Genomic DNA, 16145 nt, shown 5'->3' with positions numbered 1-16145 from the left:
GCGCATGATCGGTCTGAAACGGGCTTATGAGCCGCCTTCGAGCGAAGGCGGTTTTCGCATCCTTGTCGACCGGCTTTGGCCGCGCGGCCTTTCCAAGGCCGAGGCCGCGATCGATTTGTGGCTGAAGGAGATCGCGCCGAGCGCGGAACTGCGTCGCTGGTTCGGCCATGATCCGGCGAAATGGGACGAGTTTCGCCGTCGCTACCGCGACGAACTCGATCGCGATCCGGAAGCGGTTCAAGCGCTGCGGCAAGCCATCGCTGGCAAGGGCACGGTCACGTTGCTCTATGCGGCGCGGGACGACGATCACAACAACGCCGTCGCCCTGCGCGAATACCTGAAAGCACCCGAAAAATAGAACGGACGCCGGCCGCCTCAGTCGGCCGGCGCGCAGTGAAAGAAATCAGCCGATCGTCTGGCCGGTCTTGGCCCAGTCGGCGAGGAACAGTTCCAGACCCTTGTCGGTGAGCGGGTGTTTTACCAGGGCGCGCAGCGTCGCCGGCGGGGCGGTGATCACGTCGGCGCCGATGAGCGCCGCCTGCTTGACGTGGTTCACGGTGCGCACCGAGGCGGTAAGAATCTCGGTCTTGTAGTCGTAGTTGTCGTAGATGGTGCGGATTTCCGAGATCAGCTCCATGCCGTCCGAGCCGGTGTCGTCGATGCGGCCGACGAAGGGCGAGATGAACGAGGCGCCGGCCTTGGCGGCCAGCAGCGCCTGGTTGGCCGAGAAGCAGAGCGTGACGTTGACCATGCGGTTCATCTCGGTGCGGATCGTCTTGCACGCTCTCAGGCCGTCGAGCGTCAGCGGCACCTTGATGCAGACATTGTCGGCGATCTTGGCCAGAACCTTGGCTTGCGCGATCATCTCCGAATATTCGGTGGCGACCACTTCCGCCGAGACGGGGCCGGCGACGATGTCGCAGATCTCTCTGGTGACGTCGGCGATCTTGCCGCCGGATTTCAGGATCAGCGATGGGTTGGTGGTGACGCCGTCGAGCAGGCCGAGATCGTTTAGCTCGCGGATTTCCTTCACATCGGCGGTGTCGACGAAAAATTTCATGGGACCGTTTCCTTGTGTGTCGTTGTGACATCCAGACGCCGGTCCCGGGCGCGTTGACGCCGTAGGACTCGTCTTTGCCTAACGGCTTTTATGCCATCGCGGCCCGCCCTCAAAGCGGTGTTTTCGCAGTCCGGTGTTGCAGGCACCGGCCGGCCGCCGGCAACCCGCGCCATCCGCTGCGCCGGCGCGGCCCATGCCCTCAAGGCTCAAAATACGCTGTCTCCACAGCCGGCTGTTGACATGGCGATAGGTCGCGGATATTTCCGTCGTGAAATAGATGTCACTAGCTGAAATTTATTTCACAAATGACCAAGGCGGACCGGGAGGGCTCCGTCCGCCGCCACCGGAGGAGAACAATCGCATGAAGAAGTTTTTGGTAGGCCTTGCCGCCGGCGTGTCGATGCTGGCCGCCACCGCCGCGCAGGCCGAGAGCAAATATCAGTGCAAGGAAGGCGAGACCTACGTGATGAACGTGATGGTCTCGGGCGTGGAATACTGGTTCCCCGTCTACGAGGCCTTCAAGCAGGCGGCACAGGCGATGGGCTGCAAGACCGCCTATACCGGCACGCCGGAATATGACGTGACCAAGCAGATCGCCAGCTTCGACCAGGCGCTCGCCAAGCAGCCGGCGGGCATCCTCGTCCATCCGATGAACTCCGATCCGTTCATTGAGCCGATCAACCGCGCGGTCGACTCGGGCGTGGCGGTGGTTACCTTCGCGGCCGACTCGCCCAACAGCAAGCGCACCTCCTACGTCACCTCCGACAACAACAAGGAAGGCGCTTATGCGGCCGACGTGATCGCCGAAGCGCTGGGCGGCAAGGGCGAATACGGAATCCTGGAAAATCCCGGCCAGGACAACCACGACAAGCGCGTCGCCGCCTTCATCGCGCGGATGACGGAAAAATATCCGGACATCAAGCTCGCCGGCCGCGCCGCCACCAACCAGGACCCGACAAAAGCCTATCAGGCGGTGCTGTCGATGGCGCAGGCCAACCCGAACCTCGGCGCGCTCTTCATGCCGGAGGCCAATTCGGCGCTCGGCGCGGCCCAGGCGGCGCAGGAACTCGGCGGCAAGATCAAGATCATGAACGCCGACGTCAACGGCAAAATCCTCGACATGATCAAGGCCGGCCAGGTGTTCGGCGCGGTCAATCCGAACCAGGGCATCCAAGGCTATATGGGTTTCATGCTGCTGTTCAACGCCGCTCATCCGGACCTGATCGACCCGATGAACGATTGGCAGCGCGCCGCCTACAACCCTATGGGCGTGCCCTTCGTCGACAACGGCTTTGCCGTGGTGACCAAGGACAATGCCGACGATTTTTACTGGGACGCCTACCTGAAGCGCCGCGGCACCAAGGGCATCGAGGAGTAATCATTCCTCCAAACGGCCGGGCGGTCCAGCCGCCCGGCCTGTTCCCAACACGCAACCGGCAATCCGTCATGCACGAAACCCTCGCACTCGAAGTCAGGGGCGTCTCGAAGGCGTTCGGCCCGATCCAGGCGTTGAAGGATGTCAGTTTCGGCCTGCGCAAGGGCGAGATCCACGCTCTTGCCGGTGAGAACGGCGCCGGCAAGTCGACGCTGATGAACATCGTCGACGGCATTTTGAAGCCGGATCGCGGCGAGATCTTCGTGGGCGGCAGTAAGGCCGAGATGACCTCGTCGGAAAAGGCGCAGCAGCTCGGCATCGGCTTCGTCCACCAGGAAATCGCGCTCTGCGCCGATATTTCCGTTGCCGAGAACATTTTCATGGCTGCCACCAACCGGCGGCGTGCCCTGTTCATGAACTATGGCGAACTGCGCGAGAAGGCGCGCGCCGTGCTTGCCGCGCTGGGCGACATCGACCCGGACCTGCCGGTGGAAAACCTGTCGATTTCCGAGCAGCAGATCGTCGAGATCGCCAAGGCGCTGACGCTGGATTGCTCCGTGCTGATCCTCGACGAACCGACCGCAGCACTTACCGAGCGCGAGGCCGGAAAACTGTTCGCCATCATGGCCGAGCTGAAGCGGCGGGGCATCAGCATCATCTATATCAGCCACCGCATGGCCGAGATTTTTGGCAATTGCGACCGCATCACCATTTTGCGCGATGGCCGCTACGTCTGCACCGAGGAGATTTCCGGCATGACGCCGGAGGCTGTGGTCGGCCGCATGGTCGGCCGGCATCTCGGCGACCTCTATCCCGAAAAGAAAGTTTCGAGCGCCGATGCGCCGATGCTGCTGTCGGTCGAGGGGCTTGGCGACGGCGACCGGTTCCGCGATGTCTCCTTCGAACTGCGTGAGAAGGAAATCCTCGGCATCGCCGGCCTTATCGGCGCCGGCCGCACCGAGATCGCGCTCGGCGTCTGCGGGCTGCGTCGGACAGTCAGCGGCAAGGTCACGTTGCAGGGCCGCGACGTGACACCGGAAAACTATGCCGACAGCATCTCCAACGGCATCGTCTACCTGTCGGAGGACCGCAAGGGCGCCGGAATCTTTCTCGACCTGCCGATCGCCGCCAATGTCTCGGCGCTACGGGCCGAGCAGGTGTCGACCCCATACGGTTTCATTGACCGCACTCGCGAACGAGCGCAAGCGAGCCGGCTGGGCGACGCGCTCAATCTGAAGCGCGGTTCGATCGACGATCCGGTCTCGACGCTGTCGGGCGGCAACCAGCAGAAGGTGGCGATCGCAAAGATGCTGTCGGTCGACCCGAAGGTGATCCTGCTCGACGAGCCGACGCGCGGCGTCGATGTCGGCGCCAAGGCGGAAATCCACCGCATCCTGCGCGACCTCGCCAATGACGGTACCGGCATCGTCGCGATCTCATCGGAACTGCCGGAACTGATCGGTCTGTGCGACCGGGTGATCGTCATCCATGAAGGGCGTATCGCCGGCGAGGTCAGTGGCGCTGAGATGACCGAGGACAACATCATCCGCCTGGCCTCCGGCCTCGCGCCGGCGCAAGGGGAGAGGGCATGACTGTCATGAGCGACATCGGAACCAAGGGCGGGCAGGCCGCCGCCGCGCAGCCGCGCCGTGCGTCGATGCTGCGCGGCATCGGCAACATGCGCGAACTCGGCCTTGTGCTGATCATCCTGGCACTTTGCGTTGTAATGAGTTTCGCCTCGCCTTATTTCCTCACCTGGACGAATTTCCGGGCCATGCTGATGTCGTTCTCGATCGAAGGCATCGTCGTGGTCGGCATGACGGTGCTGCTGATCGTCGGCGCCATCGACCTGTCGGTCGGCTCGGTGGTCTGCTTTTCCATGGTGGTCGGCGGCTTCTTTTTCCTGGCCGGGCTCGACCCGTGGTCGGCAAGCGGCCTGGCGATCCTGGCATCGGCCGGCGTCGGCGTGCTGATGGCGCTTTGCGTGACCAGGATCGGGCTGCATTCCTTCATCGTCTCGCTGGCCTTCATGGTGATTGTGCGGGGGCTCTGCCTGGCGATCACCGGCGGCACGCCGCTGTCGCTGTTCTCGCTGCCGCCGAGCTTCAAGTTCATCGGCCAGGGCACGGTCTACGGCGTGCCCTTCGTGATCATCCTGTTCGTCGTGGTGGTGGCTCTGTTCGACCTGCTGCTAAGGCGGGCGACGGTGTTCCGAAAAGTGTTTTACACCGGCAGCAACGAGAAGGCGGCGGCCTACTCCGGCGTTCGCACCGACCGGGTCAAATTTTTCTGTATCGTTCTGTGCTCGACGCTGGCCGGGCTGGCGGGGGTCATCTACATGGCGCGCTTCGGCGCTGCGACGCCTACATTCGGGCTCGGCATGGAACTGAACATCATCGCGGCGGCGGTGATCGGCGGCGCCAGCCTGAACGGAGGATCGGGCACCATCCTTGGCGCCATCCTCGGCATGGCGCTGCTGTCGGTCGTGTCCAGCTCGCTGATCCTGCTGGATGTTTCGCCCTACTGGCAGGACACGATCCGCGGCATGATCCTGCTTGCCGCCGTGGCCTTCGACCATGTGCTGCACAAGAACAAGATGGCGGCTGCCCGTGCCGGTCGTTAAGTTGAAACCCATGGGGGCGACGGACCAGATCGACGACTTCGAGCGCGTGCGCAAGATTCACCGCGTGCTGGTCATGCATTACGTCGAGGGGCTGAGCCAGGCCGAGATCGCCAAGCGCACAGGCATCTCGCATCCGACCGTCAACCGGCTGGTCAAGGAGGGCCATGACCGCGGTTTCGTGCAGATAACGGTGAAGTCGCCGTTCCAGTCACTGTTCGAACTGGAGCAGCAACTGGTGGAAGCCGGCGGCCTGCGCGAGGCGATCGTCACGCCCTCGGTTTCCGAACAGGAGGAGGTGAACCTTGCCTCTGCCGGCAAAGCCGCCGCCGACTTTCTGTTGGCAAATCTCAGGGACGGCGACACGCTGTGCGTGTCCGGCGGCCAGGGCGTGAGCGCCGTGGTCAATGCGTTGAACCCGTCGCGCGCCTATGACGTGAGGGTGGTTCCGGCGACCGGCGGCGTGCAGGGAAAACACTTCATCGACGTGAACCACGTCGCAGCCAGACTGGCGGCCAAGCTGCAAGGCAAAGCCTTCCAGATCCATGCGCCGATCTTCGCGGCCTCGCGCGAGGAACGCGATGTTCTGATGTCCTTGCAGTCAGTGCGCGAGGTTCTGGCCCGCGCCCGCGAGGCGCGGGTGGCGCTGGTCGGCATCGGTTCGGTCCATTCGGACAAGTCGACGTATTTTAACTTGCAGACGACCGGCAGGCTGGACTTGCCGGATATCGTGCAAAGCGGGGCGGCGGGCGAACTGGTGGCGCATCTGATCGACCGCAAGGGCGCGCTTTGCGACTATCCGCTCAACGAACGGGTGGTGGCGCTGACGCCGGCCGAGTTCAAAGCCGTCCCGCTGTCGATCGGTATTTCGGCGGGCGAACGCAAAGCCGAGCCGATCGCCAGCGTCTTGCGCGGCGGTTTCCTCGACGCGCTGGCGACGGATGAGGCCACGGCGGCCCGCGTCGTCGGCATCCTGAAAGGATAAGATCTTGAAAGCGAAAGAAATTTCACTCCGCCCGCTGGGCGGTTCCGGCATCATGGCGAGCACCATCGGACAGGGCACCTGGGCGATGGGCGGCTGGATGTGGGGCGGCACCGACGAGGCGCAGTCGGTCAAGGCGATCCGCGCGGCAATCGACGAAGGCGTCACGCTGATCGACACGGCGCCTGCCTATGGCCTTGGAAAGGCTGAGGAAATCGTCGGCAAGGCGATTGCCGGCCGGCGCGGCGAGGTGGTTGTCGCCACCAAATGCGGTCTCGTCTGGCACACCGACAAGGGCACGCATTTTTTCGACGAGCACGGCAAGAAAGTGCATCGCCATCTCGGCCGCGACTCGATCTTTTTCGAGGTCGAGCAGAGCCTGCGCCGGCTGCGCACCGAATATATAGATCTCTACATAACCCATTGGCAGGACGCGACAACTCCGGTCGCGGAGACAATGGGCGCGCTGCTCGATTTGAAGCGGCAGGGCAAGATCAGGGCGATCGGCGTCAGCAATGTCAGCCCCGAAACGTTAAGGGAATACATTGAGATTGGCCCGGTCGACGCGATCCAAGAGCGATTCAGCATGATCGACCGGGGCATAGAGGCGGACCTGCTGCCCATCTGCCGCGAAAACGATGTGTCGGTGCTCAGTTATTCCTCTCTCGCGCTCGGCCTGCTGTCGGGCAAGATCGGACCCAGCCGGACCTTCGAGGGCGACGATCAACGCAAGGACGATCCGCGGTTTTCGCCGGCTGGTCTGGAGCGGGTCGCGGCCTTCATGCGGGAGGTTGAACCGGTGGCGGCGGCGAGGCAGGCGACGCCGGCGCAAATCGTGATCGCCTGGACCATCGCCCGGCCGGGCATCACCTATGCGCTGTGCGGCGCGCGCAACGCCGGGCAAGCGGCGGAAAACGCGGCCGCAGGAAGGCTGTCGCTGTCGGCGGACGAGATTGCCCTGATCGACGCGGCAATCGAAAACCATCTTGCCGGGATAGACGGTTGAGCTTGCGGAATTCAGCATCATGAGCGGAACGCGCACCGAGAGGCTGGACAGGCTGCGCCTGAAGGAGCGTGTCTCCGTGCTGGTGGTCGGCGGCGGCATCAACGGCATCAGCACCTGGCGTGAACTAGCGCTGCAAGGCGTCGATGCGGTGCTGGTCGAGCGCGGCGACTTCATGAGCGGAGCGAGCGCTGCCCCGTCGCGCATGATCCATGGCGGCCTGCGCTACATGGAGAATGGCGAATTCACGCTGGTACGCGAATCGTTGCGGGAGCGTAATCGTCTTCTTACCAATGCGCCGCACATGGTATCGCCGTTGCCGACGCTCATTCCACTTGGAGACCGGCGTTCCGGCATCCTGTCGGCAATCCAGCGGTTCCTCGGCGGCAGGCCGAAACCCGGTCCGCGCGGCGCTCTGATCGTCAAGCTGGGGCTGACGCTCTACGATCTCTATTCCGGCGCCGGCAAGGCGGTGCCGCGCCATCGGTTCTTCGGAACGCGGGAACTGCGCCGACGCGTTCCCGCGCTCGATCCGGCGCTACGCTTCGGCGCGCTCTATTACGACGCCAAGATTTCCTATCCCGAGCGGCTCGGCGTCGAGATGATCCTGGACACGGAACAGGCCTCGCCACCGGCGCTGGCGCTCAACCATGTCAGCTTTGACGGCCTTTCGGATGGTGCGGCAATACTTACCGAAAAGGTGACGGGCGAGAAAATCTCGCTTCGTCCCGACATCGTCGTCAACGCCACGGGCGCCTGGATCGATATCACCAACGGGCTCATCGCAAAAAACCCGGCGCCGCTGATCGGCGGCACGAAAGGCTCGCATCTGATCATCGACAACGATGCGCTGCGCGATGCACTCGGCGAGAACATGGTCTATTTCGCCAATCGCGAAGGCCGTGTCTGCATCATGTTCGTGCATCTCGGCCAGGTTCTGGCCGGCTCGACCGACATTAGCGTCGAGACGCCGGAGGGCGTGCGCTGCGAAGCGGACGAGGCCGACTATATACTGGCGTCGGTCCGGGAAGTGTTCCCGGGCATAAAAATCGCGTCGGAGGAGATAGTCTTCCGTTTCGCCGGTGTGCGGCCGCTGCCGCGCAGCAATGCCGGCGTCAATGCGGAAATCTCGCGCGACCACCAATGCGAATGGCTGCCGGAGCAGGCCGGGAGTCCGCCGGTGCTGAGCCTTGTCGGCGGCAAATGGACAACCTTTCGCGCCTTTGGCGAGCAGGCGGCCGATCTGGTGCTCGAGAGACTGGGGCGCAGGCGCATCGTCTCCACGCAGGCTCTGAAGATCGGCGGCGGCAAAGATTTCCCGAGAGATGCTGCAGAGCGTAAGAAATGGCTTACAGATTTGGCCGCCCTTGACGAATTGACTGCGGAACGTGTCTCGATCCTATTCAACCGCTACGGGACCCGGGTGGCGGCCATGGTCGCCGATATCAGCAGGCAGGGCGACGAGCCACTCGCCAGCCTGCCGGCCTACGGCCGAAGCGAGCTTTCGTGGCTGGCCGCCCGCGAACATGCCGGGACGTTGGCGGACCTAGTGCTGCGCCGCACGGCGATTGCGCTCAAGGGTGAACTGTCGCTCGATGCCGTGGAGGAGATCGCCGGCGTCATGGCGGCAGCGCTCGGCTGGAGCGAGCAGCGGCGCGTCGCTGAAATCGGCGCACTGCTTTCCCATCTCGAGGACTTTCACGGCGTCGGCAGGGCCACGCTGGAACACCGAAACCGGAGGCAAGACCATGTATCAGTTGAAAAAAGTGCGCATGAACCGGCTGTTCGGAAACGGCAGATGTCTTGACGTCGCCATCGATCACGGCGTCTGCAACGAGCCGTCCTTCCTTGACGGGCTGGAGGACATGAGCAAGGTGGTGCGGCTGCTGGCCGAGGCCGGGCCGGACGCCATCCAGATGAACTATGGGCAGGCCGACCTGCTGCAGGACCTGCCGGGCAAGGACAAGCCGGCGCTGGTGATGCGCATCGACATGGGCAATCCTTACAACCGCACGAGGCACCGCGAGATGTGGGCGGTGCTGCAGAATGCCCACGACCCGATCGCCCCGGCTCTGCGCATGGATGCGGCTTGTGTGGTCGTCAACCTGTTCATGCTGCCGGACGAGCCCGGCCTGTTCAAGCAATGCGTCGAGAATATTTCCCGCGTCGGCCAGGACTGCGAGAAATACGGCATGCCGCTGATGATCGAGCCGCTGGTGATGCAGCCCAACAGCGAGCGCGGCGGTTATCTGGTCGACGGCGACGCGGAGAAGATCGTCACACTGGTGCGGCTGGCGCGCGAGATGGGCGCAGACATCGTCAAGGCTGACCCGACCACCGATCCCCAGGATTTCCATCGTGTCGTCGAGGCGGCGCGCTGCCCCGTGCTGGTGCGCGGCGGCGGCAAGGCCGATTTGCGCCAAGTGTTCGCCAACTCTTACGCTCTGATGCAACAGGGCGCGCACGGCATGGTCTATGGCCGCAACATCTACCAGCACGCCGACCCGGCCCGCGTCGTGCGCGCGCTGATGGCGATGATCCACGACGGCGTCGACGACGCCGAGGCGTGGCGGATCTATTCCGCATGACAAAGCTCCTCCTCGGCATCGACGCTGGCAACACGGTGGTCAAGGCTGTGCTGTTCGATCTCGGCGGAAAAGTCGTCGGCACGGCGTCGGCGGAAGGCCGCTCGCGGCAGCCGGCGCCCGGCCATGTCGAGCGCGACATCGCCGAACTCTGGGGCGACGCCGCTGACGTGATCGCGCGATGCCTGAAAGAGGCAGGCGCTGCCGGCAAGGATGTCGTGGCGGTCGGCACCGCCGGCCACGGCAACGGGCTCTATCTTCTGGATCGCGAAAACCGGCCGCTGCTCGGCATCCAGTCGATCGATACGCGCGCTGCCGGGCTGGCGACTGAGATGAACAGGGACGGTCGGGGCGGGCGGCTCTACGTGCAATGCTTGCAAAAGCCATGGCCGTCCCAGACCGCGACCTTGCTCCGCTGGCTCAAGCAGGAACGGCCTGACATCTACGCGCGAGCCGGCACCGCGTTCTTATGTAAGGATACGCTGACATTTATGCTCACCGGCCGGCGCGTCACCGATTTCTCCGACATGGCCGGCTGCGGTCTCTTGCGGTTGCCGGAACGGCGGTACGACCCAACCTTGCTGGAGGCATATGGAATAGCCGACGCACTCGGCCTGCTCCCCGATCTTGTCGGTCCGGATGAGACGGCCGGGCGCGTTACCCGTGAAGCCGCGGCGGCCACGGGCCTTCCCGAAGGCACGCCGGTGGCGGGCGGCTTCTTCGACGTGCTCGCCTCGATGATCGGCGGCGGCACGATCCTGCCCGGCGAGGCGGCGATCGTCGCCGGCACCTGGAGCATCAACCAGGTGGTGCTGGAAAGCCCGCTGGTGGACGAGCGTATTTTCCACGCCTCGACCTGGCGTCCCAACCGCTATGTGTCCATCGAATCCAGCGCCACTTCCGCCGTCAACCTCGAATGGTTTTTGCGCGAGATCGACGGCGGCCATGGGGCCGAAGCGTTCGAGCGATGCAACGCGCTGGTAGCTTCGGTAACGCCGACGGCGGAACTGCCGCTGTTCCTGCCCTTCCTCTACGGCTCGGCGACGCATCCCAACGCCCGTGGCGCCTTCCTCGGCCTGTCGGGCTGGCACGGCAAGGCCGAGATGCTTTACGCCGTCTATGAAGGCGTGATTTTCGAGCACCGTCGGCACATCGACCGGCTGCGCGCGGCCGGCGCCCGTTTCGACAGGGCCAGCCTCTCCGGCGGCGGCTCGCGCAGCGAGGTGTGGTGCAAAATGTTCGCCGACCTGCTCGGCCTGACGGTGACGGTGGCGGAATGCCGCGAGACCGGCGCGCTGGGTGCGGCGATCGCCGGCGGCGTCGCGGCCGGCATCTTCCCCGACCTTGAAACGGGCGTGTCCAAAATGGTGCGCGTCAGCCGGGAGTATCGGCCGCGCGCGGACGGAAAAATCCTTTCCGATGTGCGCTACCGGCTCTATCGTGACCTCGCCGAAATGCTGCCGGAACGCTGGGCGGCCTATGGGGAGGAGGCGCGGTTCCGGTGACGGAGAGACTAGACCTTGGGTCCTACGACTACGTGATCGTCGGAGCGGGTTCGGCCGGCTGCGTGCTCGCCAACCGGCTGAGTGCGGCACCGGGAAAACGTGTGCTGCTGCTGGAGGCGGGCGGTTCCGACAACTACCACTGGATCCACATCCCGGTCGGCTATCTCTATTGCATGGGCAACCCGCGCACCGACTGGGGTTTTAGCACGGTGTCCGAACCTGGCCTCAATGGCCGCAAACTCGCCTATCCGCGCGGAAAGGTGATGGGCGGCTGCTCGTCCATCAACGGCATGATCTACATGCGCGGTCAGGCCGCCGATTACGACCATTGGCGGCAGCTCGGCAATCCCGGCTGGGGCTGGGACGACGTGCTGCCGCTGTTCCGGAAATCCGAGGACCATCAGCGTCTTGGCGGGCCGTTCCACGGCCAGGGCGGCGAATTGCGCGTGGAACGCCAGCGGCTGTCCTGGCCGATCCTCGACGCGGTGCGGCAGGCGGCCGAGGAACTGGGCGTGCCGCAGGTCGACGATTTCAACGCCGGTGACAATTTCGGCTCGTCCTATTTCGAGGTGAACCAGAAGGCCGGCTTCCGCTTCAACGCGGTGCGCGCCTTCCTGCGCCCGGTGCGGCATCGGAAAAATCTGACGGTGATGACCGGCGCGCATGTCGAGCGCATTGTCTTCGCCGGAAAGCGGGCGGCGGGCCTGGACCTGCGGCTCGACGGCAAGCCTGCGAGTGTCGGCGTCGCGGGCGAGCTGGTGCTGTCGGGCGGCGCAATCGGCACGCCGCAGCTTCTGCAGCTTTCCGGCGTCGGCCCGGCGGAATTGCTGCAACGGCACGGCATTCCGGTGGTGGAAGATCTGGCCGGCGTCGGCGAGAATCTTCAGGACCATCTGCAGATCCGCACCGCCTTCCGCGTCACGGGTGCCGCGACGCTGAACGAGCGGCAGGCGAAATTGACCGGCAAGGCGATGATCGCGCTCGAATATGCATTCCGGCGGACGGGGCCGATGTCGATGGCGCCGAGCCAGCTCGGCATCTTCATGCGTTCCGACGAGCGTTTCGCCACGCCCAACATCGAGTTCCATGTGCAGCCGCTGTCGCTGGAAAAATTCGGCGAGCCGCTGCATTCCTTTCCCGCCGTCACCGTATCGGTCTGCAATTTGAGGCCGCGGTCGCGCGGCCATGTGCGGATTTCCTCGGCCGATCCGTTCCGCCAGCCCGACATCGCCCCCAACTATCTATCCACCGACGACGACCGCGCGGTGGCGGCCGATTCGATCCGCATCGCGCGCCGGCTGATGGCGACGAAACGCATGCGCGAATACGATCCGCGCGAATTCAAACCCGGGCCGGAGATTTCCGGGCCGGAGGAACTGGCGAAGGCCGCGGGCGACATCGCCACCACCATCTTCCATCCGGTGGGCACGGCGAAGATGGGCACCGACCGCATGGCCGTGGTCGGTTCCGACCTCAAGCTGCACGGTTTCGAGGGCATTCGCGTGGCCGACTGCTCCGTCATGCCGACGATCGTGTCGGGGAACACGCATGCGCCTGCGGTGATGATCGGGGAGAAGGCGGCTCGGATGATGCTGGGTTAAGTGCTGGGGGACGGTCCCGCCAAGCCTACCGGGCAGCCCGGCCTGGTCAGCCAATAGCAGGCGGCTTGAGCTTGTCTCCGATGGTCAAGGCAAATGACCCTTGGTGTTATCGGCCTGGGGAGCCGGGAAACCGGCACCTCAAGGCATCGTGCCGCTCGACAAGCGCGGAAGGGCCATGACGTGGCAGCAATCCCTCTCATCGGGCCTTGCTTCAAAAAAAAGGCCGGACCAAAGGGTCCGGCCAAGTATGAAGGTCAAAAACCTCCAGAGGGGAACGCGCCGGACGCAATGGGAGGAGAACGCCCGACGCACCCCGGAAATAGGAGTCGGACTGAAGAGTTTCAAGCACGCTCCGGCGGGCACTTTCGGACCAACCTTGCTGTTTCCATTACGCCAGCCGAGATTCGATCAGGCGCCTGGAAATCCATTCCTTGACTGTCCGGCCGGCGCCACCAATGTTCGGCGCCGTTCTTGGTCGCGGGAAATTTGCTTATGTCAGTCTCGATCTACGACATTCCGTTCAGCCGCGCCGACGGCTCGCAGGCAAGCCTGGCAGACTATGCGGGCAAGGTGCTGCTGATCGTCAACGTGGCCTCCAAATGCGGTTTCACCAAGCAGTATGACGGGCTGGAGGCGCTCTACCGTTCGTATCGCGATCAGGGGTTTGTCGTGCTGGGCTTTCCGGCCAACGACTTCGCCGGCCAGGAACCGGGCACCGACGCCGAAATCCAGGAATTCTGCCGGCTGACCTATGGGGTCGAATTCCCGGTCTTCGCCAAGATCACGGTGAAGGGACCGGACGAGCACCCGCTCTACAAGGCGCTGAGCGCGGCGCAGCCGAAGGCCGAATTCAAGCCGGGCAGCACGTTGCTGAAGCGGCTGTCCGAGCGCGGCGCTCCGCCGGCCCCCGGCGAGGTGAGCTGGAATTTCGAGAAGTTCTTGGTCGACCGTCGCGGAGCCCCCGCCGCGCGCTTCGGCTCCGACGTGGAGCCGCAGGACGAGGCGGTCGTCGGCCCGCTCCGCGCACTTCTGACGGCCTGAGCCCGGGACGCAGTCAGGATCGCCGAGGCGGTCCTATCCGTCGCGGAGCGCGGGGTTGGACTTTAATCCATAAATCTGAAATACTGGATATATGGATAAGATATCGGCATTGGCGGCGTTGGCCGCGCTCGGGCAGGAGACCCGCCTGGACGTTTTTCGGCTGCTTGTGCGCGCGGGTCAGGACGGGGTTCCGGCCGGTGAGATCGCGGATCGGCTGAACGCGGTCCAGAACACCGTTTCGGCGCATCTCAAGGTTCTCGCCCATGCCGGGCTGATCAGAGCTGAACGGGACGGCCGCATCGTTCGTTACGTCGCCGACATGACCGGCTTCCGTGACCTGCTCGCCTATTTGATGGAAGACTGCTGCAACGGGTCCCCGGAGCTCTGTCAGCCAGTGATCAAGGCCGTTACCTGCAATTGCTGAGGACGAAGCGATGACCGGCCAGCCTTTTAATGTTCTGTTTCTCTGCACCGGCAACTCGGCGCGTTCGATCCTTGCCGAGGCAATCCTCAATCGTCTGGGGAATGGGCGTTTCAAGGCCTTTTCGGCGGGATCGTATCCCAAGGGCCGGGTGCATCCCTATTCGCTTCAATTGCTCGAGAGCCTGAACTACGACACTTCTTTCGCCCGTTCGAAGCCATGGGACGAATTCGCGGCGCCCGAAGCGCCGAAGATGGATTTCGTCTTCACCGTCTGCGGCGACGCGGCCAACGAAGCCTGCCCCATATGGCCGGGACAGCCGATGACGGCGCATTGGAGCGTTCCGGATCCCGCTGCGGCGGAAGGGACCGATGCCGAAAAACATCTCGCCTTCGCCGACGCATACCGCATGCTCAACAACCGCATTTCGATCTTCGTCAGCCTGCCGATGACCGTGATCGATAAACTCGCCCTGCAGGAGCGGTTGGACGAGATCGGACGCGACTGGTCCAAGGCGGGCTGAGGGATGACGACCGATCTGCCCCGGCGTCTGGTCGCGGAGGCCTTGGGCACCTCAACTCTGGTTGCCACCGTCGTCGGGTCCGGCATCATGGCGGACAGGCTCACGGACGACGTGGCGCTGGCGTTGTTGGGCAATACGGTCCCGACAGGGGCCATTCTGGTCGTGCTGATCACCATCCTCGGCCCGCTCTCGGGTGCACATTTCAACCCGGCGGTGACGCTGGTTTTCGGCCTGCGGCGCGAGATCGGAGCCAACGCCGCAATGCTCTATGTGCTGGCGCAGGTCGCCGGCGGCTTGGCCGGCACGATGATCGCGCACGCTATGTTCGACCTGCCGGTTCTTCAGGTCGCGACCACGGCGCGCACCGGAACCGGGCAATGGCTCGCCGAGGCGGTCGCCGCGTTCGGCCTTGTCTTCACCATCCTTGCGGGCCTGCGTTTTCGTCCGGATGCCGTTGCCTGGCTGATCGGGCTCTACATTACCGCCGCCTACTGGTTCACCGCCTCGACCTCCTTCGCCAACCCGGCCGTGGCGGTCGCGCGGGCGTTCTCAAACACCTTTTCCGGGATCAGGCCCATCGACCTGCCGGCCTTCATCGTTGCCGAAATGCTTGGTGCGCTGGTCGCCATGTCCTTTGCTGGCTGGCTACTGGCCGGGAAGGAGTTCGCCTCCACGGACAACCCGAAACTGGAAGCAGCCGGATGACCGTCACCATCTATCACAATCCCGATTGCGGCACTTCGCGCAACACACTGGCCATGATCCGCCAGTCCGGCGAGGAGCCGCGGGTGATCGAATATCTGAAAACGCCGCCGTCGCGCGAAACGCTCGGGGAACTGCTCGCCGCCATGCGCATGACGCCGCGCCAACTGTTGCGCGAGAAGGGGACGCCTTACGCCGAACTCAATCTTGGCAACCCCAAATGGAGCGACGGCCACCTGATCGATTTCATGCTGGCGCACCCGATCCTCATCAATCGCCCGATCGTCGTGACGCCTCTCGGCGCTGTCCTGGCGCGTCCCTCGGAAGCCGTGCTCGATATCCTGCCGAACCCGGACATCGGGCCTTTCGTCAAGGAAGACGGCGAGGTCGTGATCGACGCCCAGGGCCGGCGGGTCGGCTGACCGCATCAAGCCCGCGTTTCGCAACGCCGCGCTGAAGGTGCGGCGCATTTGCGCGGCCTGTGACCGGGCAGGCTGCGAGTGCCCCAGACCCGCCGGATGCCCGCTCCGTCGTATGCATCCGGTGAAGACCGCAGACGTGCGGATCCGGCGGCCATGCGCACCGCGGTTCTTAGATCAAGCTTTCGATGGTGAGACGCGATGATATTCATCGAGGAGGAGCTTGACCTCCTTGATGCCTTCATCGGTGAACGCCAAGATCCCGTCGTCATCGTTGGCGCCGTAGACCCAGATGACGCCGTCCTCGG

16 protein-coding genes are annotated in these 16145 nt (G+C 64.2%); 15 read left to right on the top strand and 1 reads right to left on the bottom strand.

Annotated features, from left to right (window positions below):
* The first annotated feature begins 4 nt into the window (after positions 1–4).
* Positions 5–358 (top strand): DUF488 domain-containing protein, encoded by a 354-nt coding sequence (locus tag ABMA59_RS34515; RefSeq protein WP_349009885.1) that lies wholly within the window; start codon positions 5–7, stop codon positions 356–358.
* A 45-nt stretch (positions 359–403) separates the two neighbouring features.
* On the opposite strand, the gene fsa is transcribed toward ABMA59_RS34515, so the two are convergent.
* Positions 404–1060 carry a fructose-6-phosphate aldolase gene (gene fsa, locus ABMA59_RS34510; protein ID WP_349009884.1) on the bottom strand — a complete coding sequence of 219 codons (657 nt, stop codon included), beginning with the start codon at positions 1058–1060 and terminating at the stop codon, positions 404–406.
* Between the two features lie 400 nt (positions 1061–1460).
* On the opposite strand from fsa, the gene ABMA59_RS34505 reads away from it, so the two are divergent.
* The 14 genes from ABMA59_RS34505 to arsC all read left to right on the top strand — a co-directional run bounded on the left by ABMA59_RS34505 (position 1461) and on the right by arsC (position 15840).
* Positions 1461–2438 (top strand): substrate-binding domain-containing protein, encoded by a 978-nt coding sequence (locus ABMA59_RS34505; protein WP_425476046.1) that lies wholly within the window; start codon positions 1461–1463, stop codon positions 2436–2438.
* A gap of 68 nt (positions 2439–2506) precedes the next feature.
* Positions 2507–4027, top strand: a complete 1521-nt coding sequence (locus ABMA59_RS34500; RefSeq protein WP_349009882.1) for a sugar ABC transporter ATP-binding protein — start codon at positions 2507–2509, stop codon at positions 4025–4027.
* Positions 4028–4092: 65 nt separating this feature from the next.
* Positions 4093–5058, top strand: coding sequence for an ABC transporter permease (locus tag ABMA59_RS34495; protein WP_349009900.1), 966 nt, complete (start codon positions 4093–4095; stop codon positions 5056–5058).
* A complete protein-coding gene (locus ABMA59_RS34490; protein ID WP_425476042.1) occupies positions 5045–6040 on the top strand; it encodes a sugar-binding transcriptional regulator in 996 nt (331 codons plus the stop codon). The genes ABMA59_RS34495 and ABMA59_RS34490 overlap by 14 nt, the downstream gene beginning before the upstream one ends.
* A gap of 52 nt (positions 6041–6092) precedes the next feature.
* Positions 6093–7043, top strand: a complete 951-nt coding sequence (locus ABMA59_RS34485; RefSeq protein WP_425476045.1) for an aldo/keto reductase — start codon at positions 6093–6095, stop codon at positions 7041–7043.
* 19 nt (positions 7044–7062) lie between these two features.
* Positions 7063–8847 carry a glycerol-3-phosphate dehydrogenase/oxidase gene (locus ABMA59_RS34480; RefSeq protein WP_349009880.1) on the top strand — a complete coding sequence of 595 codons (1785 nt, stop codon included), beginning with the start codon at positions 7063–7065 and terminating at the stop codon, positions 8845–8847.
* Positions 8789–9628, top strand: coding sequence for a class I fructose-bisphosphate aldolase (locus tag ABMA59_RS34475; RefSeq protein ID WP_349009879.1), 840 nt, complete (start codon positions 8789–8791; stop codon positions 9626–9628). Before ABMA59_RS34480 ends, ABMA59_RS34475 begins: the two co-directional genes overlap by 59 nt.
* Positions 9625–11130 carry an FGGY-family carbohydrate kinase gene (locus ABMA59_RS34470; RefSeq protein ID WP_349009878.1) on the top strand — a complete coding sequence of 502 codons (1506 nt, stop codon included), beginning with the start codon at positions 9625–9627 and terminating at the stop codon, positions 11128–11130. The genes ABMA59_RS34475 and ABMA59_RS34470 overlap by 4 nt, the downstream gene beginning before the upstream one ends.
* Positions 11127–12731 carry a GMC family oxidoreductase gene (locus tag ABMA59_RS34465; RefSeq protein WP_349009877.1) on the top strand — a complete coding sequence of 535 codons (1605 nt, stop codon included), beginning with the start codon at positions 11127–11129 and terminating at the stop codon, positions 12729–12731. The genes ABMA59_RS34470 and ABMA59_RS34465 overlap by 4 nt, the downstream gene beginning before the upstream one ends.
* A gap of 492 nt (positions 12732–13223) precedes the next feature.
* On the top strand, positions 13224–13772 hold the full coding sequence (locus tag ABMA59_RS34460; RefSeq protein ID WP_349009876.1) for a glutathione peroxidase: 549 nt from the start codon (positions 13224–13226) through the stop codon (positions 13770–13772).
* Between the two features lie 91 nt (positions 13773–13863).
* A complete protein-coding gene (locus ABMA59_RS34455; protein ID WP_349009875.1) occupies positions 13864–14196 on the top strand; it encodes an ArsR/SmtB family transcription factor in 333 nt (110 codons plus the stop codon).
* Positions 14197–14206: 10 nt separating this feature from the next.
* Complete coding sequence (locus ABMA59_RS34450) at positions 14207–14716, top strand: arsenate reductase ArsC (protein WP_349009874.1); 510 nt, start codon at positions 14207–14209, stop codon at positions 14714–14716.
* 3 nt (positions 14717–14719) lie between these two features.
* Entirely contained in the window at positions 14720–15421 is a 702-nt protein-coding gene (locus ABMA59_RS34445; protein ID WP_349009873.1) for an aquaporin, read from the top strand.
* Positions 15418–15840, top strand: coding sequence for an arsenate reductase (glutaredoxin) (arsC, locus tag ABMA59_RS34440; RefSeq protein WP_349009872.1), 423 nt, complete (start codon positions 15418–15420; stop codon positions 15838–15840). The genes ABMA59_RS34445 and arsC overlap by 4 nt, the downstream gene beginning before the upstream one ends.
* The last annotated feature ends 305 nt before the right edge of the window (positions 15841–16145 follow it).

The sequence above is a fragment of the Mesorhizobium yinganensis genome (genome assembly GCF_040081985.1).
In the GTDB taxonomy this organism is placed as follows: Bacteria; Pseudomonadota; Alphaproteobacteria; order Rhizobiales; family Rhizobiaceae; genus Kumtagia; species Kumtagia yinganensis.
The sequence above is the reverse complement of the archived record's forward strand: the minus strand, read 5'-3'. Positions and strand labels throughout refer to the sequence as shown.